The organism is Psychrobacter sp. PL19 (assembly GCF_017875835.1).
Lineage (GTDB): Bacteria > Pseudomonadota > Gammaproteobacteria > Pseudomonadales > Moraxellaceae > Psychrobacter.
Map to the genome: position 1 here is coordinate 2,700,072 of NZ_JAGING010000001.1, position 19,941 is coordinate 2,720,012.

The 19,941-nt window shown below is 43.6% G+C and carries 13 protein-coding genes; 4 read left to right on the forward strand and 9 right to left on the reverse strand.

The features are described from left to right. Positions 1-26: 26 nt before the first annotated feature. Together murU and H4W00_RS10655 are read right to left on the reverse strand one after the other, a co-directional pair. Positions 27-755, reverse strand: coding sequence for an N-acetylmuramate alpha-1-phosphate uridylyltransferase MurU (gene murU, locus H4W00_RS10650; protein WP_209958057.1), 729 nt, complete (start codon positions 753-755; stop codon positions 27-29). Between the two features lie 82 nt (positions 756-837). Continuing rightward, on the reverse strand, positions 838-1,941 hold the full coding sequence (locus H4W00_RS10655; RefSeq protein WP_209958059.1) for an aminoglycoside phosphotransferase family protein: 1,104 nt from the start codon (positions 1,939-1,941) through the stop codon (positions 838-840). A 499-nt stretch (positions 1,942-2,440) separates the two neighbouring features. Here H4W00_RS10655 and H4W00_RS10660 point away from each other — a divergent pair, with 499 nt between their 5' ends. Both H4W00_RS10660 and H4W00_RS10665 read left to right on the forward strand, forming a co-directional pair. Further along, the gene (locus tag H4W00_RS10660; RefSeq protein ID WP_209958061.1) at positions 2,441-5,353 is read left to right on the forward strand and encodes an LPS assembly protein LptD; all 2,913 of its coding nucleotides are present in this window, start codon (positions 2,441-2,443) and stop codon (positions 5,351-5,353) included. A gap of 231 nt (positions 5,354-5,584) precedes the next feature. After that, on the forward strand, positions 5,585-6,988 hold the full coding sequence (locus H4W00_RS10665; RefSeq protein WP_209958063.1) for a peptidylprolyl isomerase: 1,404 nt from the start codon (positions 5,585-5,587) through the stop codon (positions 6,986-6,988). Between the two features lie 704 nt (positions 6,989-7,692). Here the strand turns inward: H4W00_RS10665 and H4W00_RS10670 are convergent. Beyond that, complete coding sequence (locus tag H4W00_RS10670; RefSeq protein WP_209958065.1) at positions 7,693-8,811, reverse strand: endonuclease/exonuclease/phosphatase family protein; 1,119 nt, start codon at positions 8,809-8,811, stop codon at positions 7,693-7,695. Positions 8,812-9,199: 388 nt separating this feature from the next. On the opposite strand from H4W00_RS10670, the gene asd reads away from it, so the two are divergent. Next, positions 9,200-10,324, forward strand: a complete 1,125-nt coding sequence (gene asd, locus H4W00_RS10675; RefSeq protein WP_209959190.1) for an aspartate-semialdehyde dehydrogenase — start codon at positions 9,200-9,202, stop codon at positions 10,322-10,324. Positions 10,325-10,420: 96 nt separating this feature from the next. Here asd and H4W00_RS10680 read toward each other — a convergent pair whose 3' ends face one another. Beyond that, a complete protein-coding gene (locus H4W00_RS10680; protein ID WP_327192926.1) occupies positions 10,421-11,041 on the reverse strand; it encodes an SOUL family heme-binding protein in 621 nt (206 codons plus the stop codon). 568 nt (positions 11,042-11,609) lie between these two features. Between H4W00_RS10680 and tgt the strand changes: the two genes are divergently transcribed. Further along, entirely contained in the window at positions 11,610-12,761 is a 1,152-nt protein-coding gene (gene tgt, locus H4W00_RS10685) for a tRNA guanosine(34) transglycosylase Tgt (RefSeq protein WP_209958070.1), read from the forward strand. Between the two features lie 109 nt (positions 12,762-12,870). Here tgt and H4W00_RS10690 read toward each other — a convergent pair whose 3' ends face one another. The 5 genes from H4W00_RS10690 to bamA all read right to left on the reverse strand — a co-directional run bounded on the left by H4W00_RS10690 (position 12,871) and on the right by bamA (position 19,724). Beyond that, positions 12,871-14,223: a sodium-dependent transporter gene (locus H4W00_RS10690; protein WP_209958072.1), complete on the reverse strand. Its 1,353-nt coding sequence runs from the start codon at positions 14,221-14,223 to the stop codon at positions 12,871-12,873. A 266-nt stretch (positions 14,224-14,489) separates the two neighbouring features. Beyond that, positions 14,490-15,269 (reverse strand): acyl-ACP--UDP-N-acetylglucosamine O-acyltransferase, encoded by a 780-nt coding sequence (gene lpxA, locus H4W00_RS10695; protein WP_209958075.1) that lies wholly within the window; start codon positions 15,267-15,269, stop codon positions 14,490-14,492. Positions 15,270-15,449: 180 nt separating this feature from the next. Beyond that, positions 15,450-15,977, reverse strand: coding sequence for a 3-hydroxyacyl-ACP dehydratase FabZ (gene fabZ / locus H4W00_RS10700; protein WP_209958077.1), 528 nt, complete (start codon positions 15,975-15,977; stop codon positions 15,450-15,452). 159 nt (positions 15,978-16,136) lie between these two features. Then, the gene (gene lpxD, locus H4W00_RS10705; protein ID WP_209958079.1) at positions 16,137-17,153 is read right to left on the reverse strand and encodes a UDP-3-O-(3-hydroxymyristoyl)glucosamine N-acyltransferase; all 1,017 of its coding nucleotides are present in this window, start codon (positions 17,151-17,153) and stop codon (positions 16,137-16,139) included. 123 nt (positions 17,154-17,276) lie between these two features. Next, positions 17,277-19,724, reverse strand: a complete 2,448-nt coding sequence (gene bamA, locus H4W00_RS10710; protein ID WP_209958080.1) for an outer membrane protein assembly factor BamA — start codon at positions 19,722-19,724, stop codon at positions 17,277-17,279. Positions 19,725-19,941: the final 217 nt, after the last annotated feature.

Consider the following 19,941-nt stretch of genomic DNA (forward strand, 5'->3'; position numbering starts at 1 on the left):
GTTTCTTAACTTTGTTTTAAAAAAGGCTAAACACCACGATGGTCGCCTACCCCTTTAGTCTCAATAAAGTGATTGACCTGCGTTAAGCGCTCTTCCGTGCCCACGTCGATCCAGTGGTCTTTGATGACTTCTGCAGTCACTTGAAACCTCATCATCGCTTGCTTCAATAATGGTGCGAGGGCAGCTGGCTGTCCTGGTACTAGGCCATCAAGCAATCGCGGCGACATAACGCTAAGCCCTGCGAAAGTATATTTATCAGCGTCACCAACAGCATGCTCACTTGCCAAGCCATTATTCACCGCGAAGTCGCCGCCATTATTGTGTTCTGGATTGTCAATAAGAAATAAATGGGCGCGCTGATCTGCCCCTAAGGTATAATCCTGTAATTGTGCAAAGTCAAACGTTGTCCACACATCAGAATTAACTAGGATAAATGGTGCATCTTGTAGCTTGCCTGTTTGTAGCGCCTGAAAAATACCACCTGCAGTCTCTAATGGCTCATCATTTTCTAACGACCAATGCAGCGTCACGCCATATTGCGAACCATCACCTAAAGTGTCCATTAACTTGTTGGCAAGCCATGAGGCATTAATAGTGATATCAGTAATACCTACCGCTTGTAGCGCCTTAATGTGCCAGACAATCAGTGGCTGTCCGCCCACTTCGACTAGAGGTTTGGGGGTTTCAAGGGTTAGCGGACGCAGGCGCGTTCCCTTGCCAGCAGCCAAAATCATTGCTTGCGTTAGTGCGGACATACTCATTCCTTTCTAAAGAGGGGTTGTAGCTATTGATGTTTTATAACCACTTATTCAGTCAATATAACTTCAACAAAAATAGCTAAATATATTGCTGCGCAAACTTAAGCTGATAGGCTGGCAGAATCCTATCTTGTATCCATACATTAAATGGCAATGCCGCCTGCTGCATATTATCACTGCCATGAGCAGCGAGCCACTCCAGCTCAAACATCAAATCGCGCATAACTTTGGGAATATCAGCCAGATAACGACTCTTGCCATCACGCTCATATAAGCGGACAAAAATACCCAAAACTTTTAGATGTCGCTGTACGCCCATGACATTGACGTCATTTTCCAGCTGTGCTGCGCTACTCACTGTTTGCAGTTCAGACTGCTGCTGTAATTGCCAAAAATCATGGATCCAATGTGTTACCTGTCGCTCGGGCCATTCCACATAGGCATCACGCACCAGTGATACTAAATCATAACTGTACGCACCAATCACCGCATCTTGAAAGTCAATCACGCCTAAACGTGAGTGCGCTGCCTGATCTTGCATCAGATTGCGACTGTGGTAATCACGATGGACGATCACTTGTGGCTGCGTTAGAATTTCTGCTATTAACGCTTCTTTTAGGTTTTCCCACAGTATGTTATCAACATTTACGCCAATATACGGTATAAACCAGTCGCTAAATAAGTCCATCTCGCGAGTTAACAGCGCTGTATCATAATCGGGTAATTGATGCTGGGTCTTGGCGGTCGCTACTGGTAACTTCTGTAATGCGAGTAGCGTGTGCATTGCCAACTGATAATAGTTATTCACTTGCGTCGGAGTCGCGTCGATCAGTAGATGAGCAAATTCTATCGTGCCGAAATCTTGTAGCACCAAAAACCCTTGTTCTAAATCTTGGGCAATAAAATCCGGCACATTGATTGCGGGTGACATTAATTTACCAACATTGATAAATTGCTGCAACGCTTCTTGTTCATCAGCAGAATCCATGACAATATAGCGCTCAATGCTGTCATTATTACTGTTTGACAACTGAATACGATGATATTGACGGGCACTGGCATCACCGGGTAGGCTATCAAGTGTAAAATCTTGATTGACAAATATTTGCTGTAGCCAGTTCTCTAACTGCTGCTTACGGGTGTTGGCAGTCAAGTGAGTTGTTGAAGGTGTTTTATCTGTCATATTATTATTTATCATATAAGAGCATCGCAGGTTAAATATCAGTGGTAAACAACTAAAGTAGTGATAATTCAGGCCAATACTTGCTAAAATGGTGAGCGATTTTATTCATACTGGCTGTTGTATTATATGGTTTAATGCTTGGCACTGAGCATGGATTTAAAAAAACGCCTTGCTACACCATAAAATTTGATGAATAGTGTAGCTGATTTGGTTTTTTTTGACTATGATAAGTCGTTGATAGTTGTGATATGAGCGAATATCTAAAGCCATATTATCGTATAGTGATCGCAGAATTGTCTATTAATAGACCAGTATATGATGGACTAAACCCGTTTACGGTGCTGCTCCAGTATTTTACGCTCCTTTGCGACACTGACAATCTTATTTGTCACTAACGATTACTGGATTAAATAGCATGACTGATCAAAAATTACTGGCTAAATAGTACTAACAAACTAAATACCGCGACCCCCTAGGCTCTGCAATCATAGGTGTGCCCTTGTTATATTCTCCGCTCTACCAAAGCATACGTCTAATTTTATTTGGTGCATTAGGATTGACTGTGAGTGCGGCTGTTGCAGCGAATGCTGACATACAGACGACCGAGCCGTTTCTAGATGATAGTACCAGCATCAGCAGTAACATGACTGAAATCACTGAGAATACTACCATACGGTTGCTAAACAGCGATGATGTTGGTAGTGAAAATAACGCTACTGATACTAACTCTACTAATAGCGGCACTATACAAGTACAGGCCCGCAATGAAGCGATAACTGAGGCAATCACTAAGCCGGCGCTGGATAGCAGTCGCCTGAATGTCAATGATGAAAGTATTCAAGACAGTCTCATGCGCTTGGCAGAATTTTATGAGCTTACCCCCGATTCTGACGCTTCTAAACCAAATACTGCCGATAACACTATAGATAGCAGTACTAATAACACGCCATCCGGATCAAACAATGCTCTACAGCCTACCATGGCCAGTCAGCCTGTGCGCCCACTTGGAAAAGATCTGGATTTATTACCGCGTATGGCAGACAGCAGTCTGCGCTGTGAAGGTCAATGGGTCTCTCCAAAGAGCAACCCTAATTATCAGCGCGCTGTCAATGAAGCCAATGCGAACAACGGACAAGCCCCTAACGATTTAAACGCTACTCCCAATAGCCAAGCAGCACTGTTTGCCGAGTCCGATTATGGCTATTATGATAACGTCGACTATGCCGAATTATCAGGTAACGTCATCATTGACCAAGGCACCCAGCATATTGAAGCAGAGAAAATTCTCTTAGATTTAAGCACTGGCGTAGCTAGCGCAGAGGGTAAAGTACTGTTTACTGACCAAGCCACTGGCAAAGGCAAGACCCCAAATAATGATCAAGCGTCCATTACCGAAAAAGCCTCGCAAGGCGGTCTAATTGGGGTAGCGGATAGCCTGGCTTATAGTACTGAAACGGGTCAGTCGACTGCCTATAACGTGGCCTTTGCCAGTGTGCCATTGCAAGCGCATGGCTACGCCAAACGCCTTAATCGTCCTAATGACAGTCAAGTTGAGCTTGATCAGGTAATGTTTAGCACCTGTCCACCCACCGATCGCAAGTGGCAACTTGAGGCTTCAAGTATTGATTTAGACACTGATAGTGGCCGTGGTAAGGCTTATAATACTATCTTCCGTATCGCTGATATTCCCGTACTGTATTTGCCTTATTTTAACTTCCCGATAGACAGTCGACGCAGTAGCGGATTTTTGTTACCTAGCGCTAGCATTGGTAGTGAAAGTGGTCTTGAGATCGATGTTCCTTATTATTTGAATATAGCGCCCAACTACGATGCTACAATCAACACGCATGTTTATACCAGTCGCAACCCAATGCTTTCAGGCGAGTTTCGCTATTTAACAGAACAATACGGTAAAGGCATTGTTAGTGGCTCATATTTACCCAACGACCAGGAGTTTGATGGCGAAGACCGCAGCAGCCTTTTTTATGATTACTCATGGGCATCAAAAAGCATTCCGCGCCTAAGCGCTGACGCCAAATACAGCTATGTATCAGACTCCGACTATCTCAATGACTTTGACACGCTAGGTCTGTCAGACAACACCTTAAATCTGCCACGGCGCGCCCGTCTCAACTACTATAATGATTATGTCGATGGGGAGCTAAAAGTTGAAACGTTCCAGACCCTTGATGCCTTTAATAGCATCGGTCAGCCGTTACAAGATAAGGATAAGCCCTACTCGCGTTTGCCACAATTAGAGTTGAACTACCGCCTACCCTGGTTGAAAAGCATAGACATTACCGGTACCAGTGATTCTGCTTATTTTAAAAAGTCTATCGATGATGGCTCAGAAGCTGAAAAAAGTGGCGCACGCCTTTATAACAAAATCAGCGCCGCTTACCCAGTGGAAAAGGCCTGGGGTTATGTAAAACCTCAGCTTAGCCTACAACACTTATATACCTCATTTGACCAAGACAGCTTGGCAGCTCTTTCGCTAAGTGAAGAAGACGGCAGTCGATCAGTATTTGTACCGCAAGCCAGCATCGATGCAGGACTGAATCTATACCAATCTGGTTCACCATTCGGAGCATTCGACGATACTATGGGTGGCTATCAGCTACTCAGCCCACGCCTCAAATATATTTACTCACCATTTGAAGATCAAAAGGGTATTCCTAACTTTAACTCCCGTATTGCCTCTATTAACTATGAGCAGCTCTTCTCAGACAGTTGGTTTTTAGGGCATGACCGCTTGCAAGACTTGCACTCGCTTACCCCTGGTATTAACTATCGTTACATCGACGCAACGGGTGTGACACGTTTTGATGGTAGCATTGCGGAGCAGTTCTATCTTGGTGAGAGTCGCGTTACTCTAGAAGGCCAAACCCCAGTATTTAACACCTCATCCTCTGGGATGGTATGGGATGTCAGTACCCAACCTTATAACAATGTATGGGTCGATGTCAGTGGCGCGCTTACTAACAGCTACGATTTAAATTTCATCACTACTGAACTGCGTTACCAGCCAACAGACAACAGCTTATTTAACGTTGGATTTGTTAAACGTCAACGCGATGACAATACCAATCAACTTGCGTTATCGGCATTTACCGCATCAGCTGTTTTCCCTGTAAATAATAACTGGCGGGTACTCGCACAAGGTCAATATGATTATCAAAATAATAGAATGCTCGACTCCCTAGTCGGTATTGATTATGAAGATTGCTGCTTCGGTTTTGCGGTTTATGGCCGCCGTTACTTCAATGACTTAAATGTTAAAGACAAGCCTACTCAAGCCATTATGGCAGAGATTAGACTCAATGGTCTGGGCAGTGGTAGTAGCCGATTGACACGCTTACTCTCTGATAAAGTGCTTGGCTTTGAGCCAGTTCAAACTGCATGGAAAGACTAGTAAAGTATTTATAGATAGGATTATAAAGCCAGCTATTTGTTAGGTGTAAACCATCCAATAACATAAGCTGGCAAAGCAAGTTAGCTCGAACTATTACTCGTTTAGCTGTTTACGTGGCACTATTTGTTGTAATACCATTGCGGACACAACTATCTAGTATATGATCATTAAAATATAGTGGATATGGTTGACCAACTACCATCCAATGCAATGTCATTGATGAGGAACCTCATGAGATTTTTTTCTTTACGTCAAACCAGCCGTGCTGTACTGTTTTCTATGGGTATGGGCGCAGGTCTTGTACTTAGCTTCAGTACTCAAGCAGCGACAGTCAAACCTGCAAACGTGTCGGCCAATACGGCTACCGACCAAGGTAGCAGTACTCGTCTAACCCCTGCTAATAGTACAGATGGCATCATTGCACTAGTCAATGATAATGCCATTCTCAAAAGCGATTTGATCGATGCCGTTAATCAAACTCAAGCCCGTGCGCAGGCGGCTGGCGAGCCTATTGCTAATTCAGCGCAGCTACAGTCTGAAGTATTGAATGCGCTGATTTTACGTGAGCTACAGCTGTCATTGGTTAATCGTGTCGGACTCAAGCCTGACGAAGCTGCTATCAATCAGCGCCTGGCTCAAATTGCTCAGTCTGAAGGTCTTGATAGTATTGCCGCCTTACAACAGCGCCTAGATGCGAGCCAAGTCGGTAGGTATGCCAGCCTGCGCGCGCAGTTAATTGAAGATGCGGCCATTCAATCTTTGCAACAACGCCAGATTACCAATCGTGTGCGCATTAGCGAACAAGATATTGATGCGTTTTTGGCCTCTCCTGAAGCCAAACGCTTAAACCAAAGCGAGTACCAGACCATTCATGTGCGAGTGCCTTATATAGATGATTATAGCCGTCTATCACCCGCCCAACGCGATGAAGCACTCAAAGTCGCCCTAACACTACGTACTCGCTTGCAAGTACCGAATGTGGATGTCGCTGAGGCGGTAGCCGCTGCTCAGGGTAATTACCCGATTCCGTTGCAAGGTGGTGATATGGGTTTTAATAAAGCCGCCGCCCTACCTACCGAGTTATCAAGCGAAATTACCAAGCTAGAAGTGGGCGCTGTCAGTGCACCGTTAGTAACGCCTGAAGGCATCGATATTATTAAACTGGCTAATAAAAAGTCTAGCGATACCATGCTTATACCGCAGTGGAACACTCGCCATATTTTGATCAAGGTTGATGAGTTGCAAACTGACGCCTTGGCGGAGCAAAAGATCAATGACTTGTATGATCAGCTACGTAAGGGAGCAGATTTTGCCGGTCTAGCAGCCACTTATTCAGACGATCCGGGCTCTGCTGGACGCGGTGGTGATCTTGACTGGGTTAGCGAAGATGATATGATCGGTCCCTTTGAAGCGGTAATGAAAACCACCACAGTCGGTGACTATTCTGCGCCATTTAAAACTCAGTTTGGTTGGCACATCCTTAAACTAGAAGGCGAGCGTCAGTTTGATGTGAGCGATCAGTATCGCCGTAATATGGCGCGCCAAGCGCTATATCAACGCTTGGCACCACAGGCCAAAGAAGATTGGTTACAAGAGCTGCGTACTAGCGCTTATATTCAAGTGCTGGCGTCGTAAGTTACATAGCTATCGCTGCGTTAACCTAGTTTGATAGCAATGAGTTGATAAGGGCATATGTGAACGCGTATGCCCTTTTTATGGGGTAAAAAATGAGTCAGAATTGCAGCTGATTTATTTGAGTGCCTTAACTGAGTCTGACAATATTGCTATAGTTAAAATACCTTAAAAACGCGACGGTACTGCTGGTATAAGCTTTTTGCAGCCTCTGTCTGCCTAGGCACAGCAAGCAAGAAAAACGTATGCCAGCAGTAGGTTATGTATCGATATTACTTTTCATTGACTATATTCTCTAGAGCCACACAAAAATTATTAATGATCAAGCTATGTACCAAAATGTGTACCAAAATATGTACCAAATATTATGACTCATGACCTCAGACCTTTAAGATCAGCAATTTATACACAAAGAAAAGCCCCGAACCTAGGGCAATGGGTTCGGGGCTTTAGCGTTTCATATTGTTATTATTATCTTGTCTTCCATGGCGACTTATCCTAAGTCATAAACAGTAGCCTATAAGACAGTGGGCTGACCTGTGCTTGTATTGCTACTGCCTCAACACTGCATCCTTGCCTATCCTTGTGTTGATGAAGGTATTGTATGGCAATCGCTGTGGCGCTACTAGACGCTAAAGACTCTATTTTATGTACGCATTTGCTTACAGACGCTACCTTATCACCTATATTGACCACTTTTACTAAAACTACTGATTTTCCGCACGATCTTTTGAGACTTTAGATCCTTCTTTTTTACCTTCTTTAATTTTATTTTCGGTCTCTTCGATATCTTCAGCTTGTGCCGTCGGGGCGTTTTCTTGCTGTTTGCTGGTTTGTTCTGGCTCATATTGTAAGGTAGTCAATACCGGAAAATGATCAGAACCAACAGAGGGTAAGCGTTCAATAGCAACTACCGTAAAGCAAGCACTATGAAAGATATGGTCTAACGCCCAGCGTAGCAACGGGTAATTGACATGAAAAGTATTGACAAAATACCGACCAATACGTGGATCTAACAAGCCTGAAATACGTTGAAAGCGACGGGTGGTCTTTGACCAAGCCACATCGTTAAGATCTCCGGCTAATATCGCAGTCTGACTTTGCTCTTTAATGTGACGTCCAACCATCAGCAGTTCAGCATCACGCGTGGTAGATTTATCCGCTTCTGTTGGACTTGGGGGCATCGGGTGTAGACAATATAGCCAAATGATACGGCCACTTTGCAGCCGTAACTGAGTATGGATAGAGGGGATATCATCAATAATTAAGTACTTGACTTCCGGATCTATCAACTCAAGTTTAGAGTACAGATGCATACCATATAGATTGTCTAGCGGTACTTTGACCGTATAGGGGTAATCGGGCTCAATTTGGGTAAGCGCATCCTGCCATTTCTGGTCACTCTCGAGGGTAATTAATATGTCAGGTTGTTTTTGTTCGACCAGATCAACCAAGTCTTGCATTTTATTATTAGGGGTAAGGACATTAGAGACCATAATTTTGAGGTGATTTGCCTCCCCTTTTGGTTTTTTTTTGGCGTGCTGTACTTCCTTTTTCCATAGCTTGGTGTAAGGCAATACCATTCTGAGCTGAAAGGCCAATGCCATGCTTAAGATAATAAATAACGCCCACTGCCCAAGCTGCCACTGCGACCAAAATAGCAGCATTGCGAACCACGCAATAATACCAAGCACCAAGAGTTGGATACGCGGAAAATCAACGCTACGTACCCACCAGTTATCCAATGGTAGCCAGCCCCAAATTGTTATAAAGGCAATCAGCCCTGCCAGCAGCTGTACGCCATAATATAGTAGGGAAGAATCCATAAAATCTATAAACCTATTGTCAAGTTAATTACCGAATCTATAGCCAATCGTAAGCATTACAATCAAAACTATAATAACTCTATTTTAGCAGCTGATGCTTACTTTAGCATTTCACGCGCCAATCACCTACTGCTAGCCCTTGATTAGTATGAGCTGTCATCAAAACATTACAATAGCCATCTAGGTAGTCCAATCCTTCAACAACCATTTAAACCAGATCAAAACCCTTGTGGTTTGATAACCTAAAGTTATGGTAAACATAGTTAATATTGATTAAAAACGGGCTAAAATTATTCAAAACGCCTTGCTTTTTATGGTTATTCACGGCATTGTCATTGGTTGGTAAAGCAATAAACAACTGTAAATAGGATAACGTTTCATGAGTAATTTGACAGTAGGCTTGGTAGGCTGGCGCGGGATGGTAGGATCGGTACTGATACAACGTATGCGTGAAGAAAATGACTTTGACAAAATGACACCGGTGTTTTTTTCGACCAGCAATACAGGTGGCGATGCCCCAAGTTTTGATGGCATTAACGCAAGCCAACTAAAAGATGCTCATGATATTAAGGCACTGGCCGCTTGTGATGTGGTTATCACTTGTCAAGGTGGCGATTATACCCAAAAAGTACATCAGCCATTAAGAGCCAGTGGCTGGCATGGCTATTGGATTGATGCGGCGAGCACGCTACGAATGGAAGAGGATAGTATTATCATTCTTGATCCTGTCAATCGTAAGGTTATCGATAGCGCGCTTGCTAATGGCAAAAAAGACTTTATCGGTGGTAACTGTACGGTATCACTTATGCTGATGGCAATTGGTGAGCTGTTTAACAGAGGCTGGGTAGAATGGGTCAGTGCCATGACTTATCAAGCGGCAAGCGGCTCAGGTGCGAATAATATGCGCGAGCTAATCAATGGTATGGGCATACTACACGATGCTGTAAAAGATGAACTGGCTGATCCTGCCAGCGCGATACTAGAGATTGATAAAAAAATTGCGCAAACTCAACGTTCAGCTGATTTTCCTAAGCAATATTTCGGTGTACCATTAGCAGGTAGCTTAATTCCATATATCGACTCACAACTAGAAAACAAACAATCACGCGAAGAATGGAAAGGTGGTGTTGAAACCAATAAAATTCTTGGTAATAACCAAGAAAATAACATCGCCATTGATGGGATGTGCGTACGTGTTGGTGCCATGCGCTGTCATGCCCAAGGCTTAACTATTAAGCTGAAGCAAGATATCCCATTAGAAGAAATCGAAGCGGCGCTAAAAAACAGCAGTAACCAGTGGTTAGATGTGGTCGAAGATGACAAAGAAGCGACTATGAACCGTTTAACGCCAGTAGCCGTTACCGGCACGTTAACCGTTGCTATTGGCCGGCTACGCAAGCTTAATATGGGCGGTGAATACTTAGGTGCATTTACGGTTGGTGATCAGCTGTTATGGGGCGCCGCTGAGCCCTTACGCCGGATGCTAAACATCATTCGCGAGCAAAACAGCTAAGCCATTTTGTCTTTGAGAACATTTCTGTTTTAAAGATCAATAAAAAAGACAGCATTTGCTGTCTTTTTTATTGATCATATAAGTGAGTAAGAACAATCACTTTTTCTGATAGGCAATCATAATCTCATTACGACGCATGAATGGTAGAGTCCATGGCGGATTGTAACGTGCCAGCTCGGGTGTGCCTGTAATCGTTAAGTCTTGCTTTTGTACCCATGACTGCAGTTTTTTGGTTTTGTCTGCGACTTTTTTAGCACCTGCTAATCCTGAGAACTTAATTACTGCATAAGTTTTTACCGGCAACTCAGTAATCGTAATATCTGGGTTATTTGGCTTGGGCAGCGTTTGCATGGTGTAGTTACTAGGCATGATAAATTGTACTCGCCACTGGTCATTACCCTGCTGTGCTTTTTGCGTCATTACTGGTGCCGTCATAGCAATTTTTTGCGAGTTACCCTTATCATCGCCACTTTTATCGGTAGTCTTCTGTTGCGGTTGCATCATCACCGGAGCAGTCATGCTAATTTTACTGCTGTTGCCATTTTCAGCCGTATTGTTACCAAAAATGTAGCCCGCTAGCGTTTTAAACCCTTGACGACTGGCAGCATCTTGATCGCCTGTGACCCAAGTTTGTGCGACGATTTGTGCATCGTAACGGCGCAGTTCAAAGTCTTCGCTTTGGGTCAAAATTGTATAACTGGGTTCTTCAGTGGCCATAGCAACTCCTGGTATCCATAATAAACTACTGATTAACATGGGCAGCACAATCTTCATAATTTGTCTCCGCAGACGAATAACGATGTTATTGTCAGGTTGATCTAAATTCGGGTTGATCTAAATTCGGGCTGATCTTAATAACGTTTTGTCTAATGCAGTCCTTTAATAAGGCTGTCCATTAAAATAATGACTTATTAATCTACTTCACACTTTATCAGGCATTAGGCACTACTGTCTGTGCTTTTTCAGTATAAATTAAAGCATAGTGTTTGCTATAGCTAGTTCAAAATAAAATAGCTACATTTGTATCAACGTGCTACTGGTATAAATTTTTCTTGCTCGCTGTTCGCACGCGTGACAGAGGCTGCGAAAAAGCCATAACAGCAGCCCTGTGTCGTTTTTAAATTGGATTGACTATATGAGTACGGTTGATCCGCTGCCTTTGAATTTACATGCCATACGAGATACACACTCAACATAGTCAGCAGACTTTAAACATCCGCACCCAAAAAATACCTAGCAATGCTATAATTAGCGCCATTTTCATAGCTTAGATAGTGACTATCATATGCAATTTACTCTACACAGAACAGCCAGCGGTGAAACGCGAGCACGCCGTGGTACGATTCATCTTAATCATGGTGAGGTACAAACCCCCGCTTTTATGCCCGTTGGTACTTACGGTACGGTCAAAGGCATGCTACCCCGAGATATCGAAGCTATCGGTGCTGACATTATTTTGGGCAATACCTTTCATTTATGGTTGCGTCCGGGTACCGATATTATTGATAAGTTTGGCGGTCTGCATAAATTCATGCATTGGGATAAGCCAATCTTAACGGATTCAGGCGGATTTCAGGTATTTAGTTTAGGTGCCATGCGTAAAATTACTGAAGAGGGCGTACATTTCAAATCACCCATTGATGGCGCTAAGGTGTTCTTGTCACCCGAAAAATCTATGCAAATTCAGTACAGCCTGAATTCTGATATCGTGATGCAGTTTGATGAGTGTACGCCCTACCCAGCCACTCATGATGAGGCAAAGACATCTTTAGAGCTATCACTACGTTGGGGGCAGCGTTGCCTGGATGAACATCAAAATCTTGGCAGTACCAATGCCTTATTTGGCATTATCCAAGGCAGTATGTATGAAGACCTGCGTCGACAGTCACTTGAAGGTCTACTCAATATTGGCTTTGATGGCTATGCGATAGGTGGCCTATCAGTTGGTGAGCCTAAAGATGAGATGATGGAAGTCTTAGACTATATCCCAGATGCCATGCCTGCCGATAAGCCACGCTACCTGATGGGGGTCGGTAAGCCTGAAGATATCGTTGAAGCCGTGCGCCGCGGAGTGGACATGTTCGACTGTGTCATGCCGACTCGTAATGCTCGTAATGGTCACTACTTTGTCACCGGTAATGTGGACAACGCTGGGGTGGTACGTATTCGTAATAGCCAATATCGTAATGATGAAGGTTCGTTAGATCCTGAATGCGATTGCTATACCTGTCAAAATTTTAGCCGTGCTTACTTGTATCATCTTAATAAATGTAAAGAGATGCTAGCTGCACAGTTAGGAACCATTCATAATTTGCGCTACTACCAGCGTTTAATGATAGGTATCAGAGATGCTATTGAGCAAGATTGCTTCGATCAGTTCGTCACTGAATTTTATACTAAACGTGGACAAGAAGTTCCCGAGTTAACCTTGCGCTAATCGCTTTTTATTGCTAATTTTACTAAATATAGATATGAAAAAAGGGCTTAAGATATATCTTAAGCCCTTTTTTCATATCTATTGAAGTTAATCAATGAGGTTAGCAGTTTTAACCAATTAAGGTCGCGACAAAAACCACGATCACAGCGATTGGCGCTACAAACTTAGCGACAACCTGCCATACCTTCCAAGCACCATTAGACAAGCCAAGCTCTTGCTGGATACTATTTTGATCCATTTTCCAAGCAAAGAAGATGATTCCTGCAAGACCAGTCAATGGCAACAAGAATTTGCTGGTAAGTTTATCTAGAGCGTCAAATATACCGTTGCCCATGATCGTAAAGTCAGCCCATAGGTTGAACGACAATAGTGCGGCAATACCTAATAACCAAATTACCGTACTAGCAGCAATAGTCGACATGGTACGACCCATCGATGTGCGCTCTTCTAAAAACTCTACTGTAGGCTCAAGTAATGATATCGATGAAGTTACTGCAGCAAAAGTAATTAACAAGAAGAATAAAGTACCAATAATAACGCCGCCTGCCATGCTACCAAAGGCAATCGGCAAGCTGACAAAGATAAGCCCAGGACCTGAAGCAGGATCGAGACCATTGCTAAAGATAATCGGGAAAATAGCTAGGCCAGCAGCTAAAGCAATGACTGTATCTAAAATCACAACTGTTCGTGCTGTTTTGAGTAAGTTTACTTCACGGCCTAAGTATGAACCGTAAGCAACCATGATACCCATACCAATAGAGAGCGTGAAGAAGGCATGACCTAACGCCGCCAACATAACATCACCTGTTAATTTGCTCAGATCAGGAGCAAACAAATAATTAACTGCCTCACCAAAACCACCATTTACTACGTTATAACCAACGATAATAAATAGAATAATACCTAATAATGGCATTAAAATCTTAGCAGTAGTCTCAATTCCGCGAGTCACACCAATGCCCACAATTAATGCGGTAACGATCATAAATATAGTATGCCAGATAGTCAACGTACCAGCTGATGCTAGCATAGCATCAAAGGTAGCGGCGACGGCATCGCTATCTTGTCCTGCAAAGCTACCGGTGCCTACTTTAGTAATATAGTTGAGCGCCCAACCACCGATGACACTGTAGAAGGATAGGATTAAAAAACCACCTAGAATACCAGTGGCACCAATAATACCCCAACTGCGCGATTTGCCTTCTTTTACCGCCACATCCGTAAAGCTATTGATAGGATTTTTCTGTCCACGGCGACCGATCAACCACTCGGCAACCAGTACGGGAAAACCAACCAATGCGATACAAAATAGGTAGGCGATAACAAAGGCTGAACCACCACTCTCCCCAACCATGTAGGGGAATTTCCAAATATTTCCTAAGCCAACTGCTGATCCCACTGCCGCGAGTACAAAGCCAAAGCTCGAGCTCCACTGCGCATGATCTTGTTTGTTAATAGCCATTTTGCCGTCCTTGTACTTTTTTTAATATTGTCTGTAGTCAGAGATTGTTATCTTAAATAGTACTTAACCGCTGAAGCTATTTAACACTGTACAATGTGACATGCTTAGCAACATTAAGAAAGAATTGTTTACAATTTTATAGATAATCAGTTTCTGCTAAGCGCTTTAAAAAGTCAAGTGTTCATAAACACAAAAAGCCATAACAAATAGTTATGGCTTAATGAGAAACGTATATTTTTATATATTAAGAGTAAAGAGGGTAAGTTTTAGCGGACAACACCACGTTTACTCTGCTGTAAAGAGTCAATTAACAGCTGAATTTTAGGTTCTTTCGGTAACAGTTCTTCTTGTAGTACCGTAAGTGCTTGTACCGTCGTTAAGCCAGATCTAAAAATAATACGATAAGCTTGGCGTAAGGTATCAATAGTTTGTTGCGACCATTCTTTACGACGCATCCCTTCTATATTAAGGCCATGCACGTGCGCTGGGTTACCCGATACCATAGTAAAAGCCGCGACATCTTTTAAGATTAAACTGGCCCCTCCTACCAAGCTATAATCATCAATCTTACAGAACTGATGGATGCCCGAGTTGCCACCAATAATCGTGTGATCACCGATAGTAACATGCCCTGCAATACCGACATTGTTGGCCAATACATTGTGATCACCAATTAAGCAATCGTGAGCAATGTGAGTGTTTACCATCAGCAGATTATGACTACCAATCTTAGTCAAGCCCCTGTCCTGTGATGTCCCACGATGCAGACTACAAGCCTCGCGGATATTATTGTAATCGCCTATTTCCAGCCAAGTTCGCTCGCCGGCATATTTTAAATCCTGTGAGTCTTCGCCGATACTGGCGAACTGATAAAATTGATTGTGCTTACCAATACGAGTGAGCTTTGTCACTACTACATGCCGATGCAAAATCGTATGCGCACCGATCGTCACCTCATCACCGACAATACAGTAGGGTCCAATGATTGCAGTTTCATCGATCTTAGCGGATGGTGAGATGAGTGCTGTGTGATGGATCTGACTCATAATTCGGGCCTTTGTATCATGTAATGCGAGTAAATGGTAAAACAAAATACCTGTGATTAAAAATACCTACGATTAAGCGGTCTGACGACTACTGCTGACAGTAATATTAACCTTTTATGTAAAATTGTGATGAGTTCTGAACTTTAGCACAATTTATGATAATAAAGGCAATGCTATGCATTATCGATGATCAGACTTTGGTTGTTCTTGACGAGCAATCATTACTTGCGCGCTGGCGGCAAGCTCATCTTCGACGTGTACCGTACAATCAAACTTATAAATACCGCGCTTTTGCATCACAGTTTTTGCGCGAATTATCAGTTGATCGCCAGGAATGACCCGTCGTCTGAAGCGAACTTTATCCACACCTGCAAATAAATATAAATAGCCGTCTTCTGCGGTCAGTCCAGCACTAATGAAACCCAGCACCCCTGAGACTTGAGCCATAGACTCTACCATTAGCACCCCAGGCATAATAGGCTCACCAGGGAAATGTCCATTGAAGAACTCTTCATTGATAGTAACGTTCTTAATACCAGTGATGCATTCGCCAGGCTTGCAAGCCGTAATCTTGTCTACCAGCATGAATGGATAGCGATGCGGTAGATAATGTTTGAGCGTATGGTAGGTTAACGGTAACGTCAAACCTTGTTCAGATAAGGTTTTGATGTCTGCATCATTTAAAGTATCGAGATCGGTGCTGCTCATAACGGAGCTTCCTTGCTATTTTTATAGACTATTGGTTTATAGGCTATTAGTTTATAGGCTACTATCACTTGCTTTTGATAATAATGTGCTACGTTGTTAATAGCATAACTTTATGTTGTGCGTTTTTTATTCAGGGGCAATAAGGCTTCCCTGACAGAACTAGTTATGGCCCAATTGGCGGAAACGTACTGCTGCTCGGCGCCAATTGGCTGTTGGCATCGCGGTTGTTCCTGAAGAGTATGAACCAGCAACTTTTATCGATTTAGTCACCATGGTCATACCGGACAAAGTCACATCGTCTGTGATCTTAATATGACCCGTGATTCCAACAGCACCACCAATAATACAACGCTTGCCAATAGTGGTACTGCCAGCGATGCCAGTGTTAGCCGCAATAGCCGTACCATCACCGATATGGACGTTATGTCCTACCTGTACTAAGTTGTCGATAATAACATGATTGCCTATCACGGTATCCTCAATCGCACCGCGATCAACACAGGTATTACTACCGATTCGTACATGGTCACCAATGATCACCCGACCAAGCTGAGCAATACGCTCCCAACCACTAACACTAGGATTTCGCGTTGGCGCAAAGCCAAAGCCTTCAGCCCCTATACTCACCCCAGCATGCAACCGAACATGATTACCGATAATGCAATCATGTCCTACCACTACTTGTGATTTAAAGACACAGTCAGCACCGATATTGGTATGCGCCTCAATCGCCACATGCGAAGCCAAAAAGCTACGGTCACCAATGTGTACCTGTTCACCAATCACACAAAAAGGCCCGATACTGACCTGTTCGCCAATGACTGCACTATCGGCAATCACTGCTGTAGGATGAATACCGCTGACGGACGAATGGCGCGCGAATAACTGACTACCACTAGCATAAGCCAGATAGGGCATTGCAACTACTAATGCCAAAGACCCCTCTGGTACTTGCTCATAATATTGCTCAGTAACCAACACCGCTCCTGCCCGACTACTAGCAAGACTGGCTATATAATGAGGGTCAGCCAAAAAAGTTAGCTGCGTATGCTCGGCATCAGTCAAGCTACCGACGCTATTCAGGCTCAAGCACAACTGGGCAGCGCTGAGCCCAGCTTTATTCAATACTGGCTGACGCTGCTCAATTTGGGATATAAGTTGCTCAATCGTTATCATAGTTAACGCTAATATGATTAATACAAGTAAGACCAGCACTAAGCTCAGACATCAGCTTAGCGACCTATTAAAATAAAAAATTGAAATAATACAGTCGAACTAACAACAAGTCCAGATTATAATTTAGAACGTGCTACCAATTTGGAACTGAACTTTCTCAGTCTCATCGCCTTCTTTATCACCAATAGGCACAGCATAGCTGAGCGAAATCGGTCCAATAGGTGTAAACCAAGTGAGACCAACACCAGCACTAAAACGTAGTTTATTATCTTGAGTGAGTAACGGTACCGTTCGAGTCTTGTCAGGGTCACTATCGTCACTACGGTCAGGAAGTCTATCAGAACCAGTAGCAGGATCGATAAAGTTACGATCTTCCCTATCAGTGGTATCAAACACTTGTCCGCCTTCAGCGAACAGCACTGGACGCACTTGATCAGCCCAGTCGCCTTTAAATGGCATGGGTAAAATCAATTCCGTACCAAAACTAACTAGGGCATTACCACCAACCTCTTCGTCACGGAGACGGTCGGTACCCGTAATGGCATCATTATAGCTTTTCGATCTAGGACCAAGGGTCGAGGCTTCGTAGCCCCGTACCGAACCATAACCACCCGCGTAGAAATTCTCGTAAAAGGGCAAGTCGTTACCATAACCAATTTTGGTGTAGCCGCGTGCTACCAAATCTTTAAACAATGGCTGATACACGTTACCACGGTAGATTAGTTTTTGATAACTCGCATCACCAAACGCCAGAGTTGCATCTACGTTGTGACTCATACCCTTGGTCGGAAATACCGGACGATCTAAGGTACTATAATCCCAACCTAATAGCAGGTTATAAGTCATATAATCGTTTTTAAATCCAGTACGACCATTGTCAAAGTTAGTAAACTTACCGCCGTCATCAACAATCTGTTGGACGTTAGAAACACCCAGTCGGCTACCGCCACGTACTGACGTGTTATCAATATTTATACCCGCGCTGACTCGCGTGGTCTCATCGACCGGATAACCATAATTTAAGGTACCGCCATAAGAGTCAGTAACGAAGTTGCTAACGTTTCTATCATCGAATTTGGTTTCACGATAATAGGCACTAACGCCTTGTGACACACCATTTTCAGTGAAGTAGGGATCGGTATAGCCAAGGCTGTAGGAGTCGCGCGTTTCTGAACGTGACAAGGCCGCTTGGACTCGATTACCGGTACCCATAAAGTTATTTTGGGTCAGTTCTAACTGGAAGGTGACACCGCCACTTTGGGAGAAACCAGCAGCAATCGTTGAACTACCAGAAGGCTGTTCTTCAACGGTATAGTTGACATCGATTTGATCAGGCTGGTTGGGTACAGGCTTGACGTCAACGCTAACAGTTTTGAAGAAGCCGGTACGGAGTAGACGCGTGCGTGACAGCTGGATTTTTTCGTTAGAAGAAAGCGCACCTTCTAATTGACGCATTTCACGGCGTAGCACTTCATCTTGCGTACCCAAGTTACCACTAAAATTGATACGGCGAACATAAATAGGACGCGCAGGGTCTATAAAGTAGTCTATATCGACCACTTTAGTCTCATCATTAATGCGTGGCACAGGACGAATCTGAGCTAGATAGTAGCCTTCATTGCCATAACGGCTTTTGAGCGCCGCGGACGTCGCATCAAGCTTGGTTTGTGAGTACTTGTCATTGGGTGCAAAGGTAACGAGCTCTTGTAGCTCATCAGTATCAAATGTTGGCTGACCTAAGAAATTAACGTCACCAAATTGATACTGCTCACCTTCGTTTAGGCTGATTTCGATAAATACACTGCGCTTATCTTCACTGATATTAAGCACGGCGTTATCAACGTCAAAACGCACATAGCCATCATTCTGGTACAGCGCTTTTAAGTTCTCTAGACTGGCGGCCAGTTTTTCTTTGGCATAACGATCAGACTTAGATAGCAGACGGGTCCATGAGGATTCTTTTACCGCAAACACGTCCTTAATCTCAGAGTCGCTAAAGTGCTGGTTGCCAATGATATTAATATCAACGACTTTAGCAGGCTTACCTTCGACAAAACGCACGTCTAATTTGACCCGGTTACCATCAAGCACAGTCTGGTCGACTTCAATATCGCTATTGTAGTAACCTTGGCTGATATATTGCTGTTGTAGCTCATTAGCCACGCCTAGTAAGGTCGACTGCTTGAGCACTTCACCTACCGATAGACCGGCATTTTTGAGACCTTCTGTCAGCCCTTCTTTAGGGATAAGTTTATTGCCCTCAAAATTTACTTCGCTAATAATTGGGCGCTCAGTAACTTCAAAGCGCAGTTGGCTGCCTGCCACTCGACTTTGGATATTAGCAAAATTATCAGTGGCATACAGCGCTTTAATACTTGCTGCCAGACTGCTATCAGTAACCGTGTCACCGACCGAAATAGGCAAGACCGGATAGAGACTATCGGGAGTTAGACGTTGCAGACCAGTAAAAGCAATATCGGTTACCACAAATTCTGCGGCCTGTGCCGAAACACTCATCATTGCTACAACTAACGGCAACCCAGCCGCGCTCATAAATAAAGGCGTACGCATAAACACTATCCGTCAATAAAAAACTTGCTTAAGTTAAGTTAAAAAGCACCGTTTGTCTAGCCCAATTAATGCGGAGTCTGTAACTCAATCATGGGTGACTCAGAACACTCTATATAAAACCCATCATAAAATAAACTAAAAATTACTACTGGTACACCACTGGCGCCATAGGAACGGCACAATATAAGACTAACAATCAAAACCCTATCCCCACGTA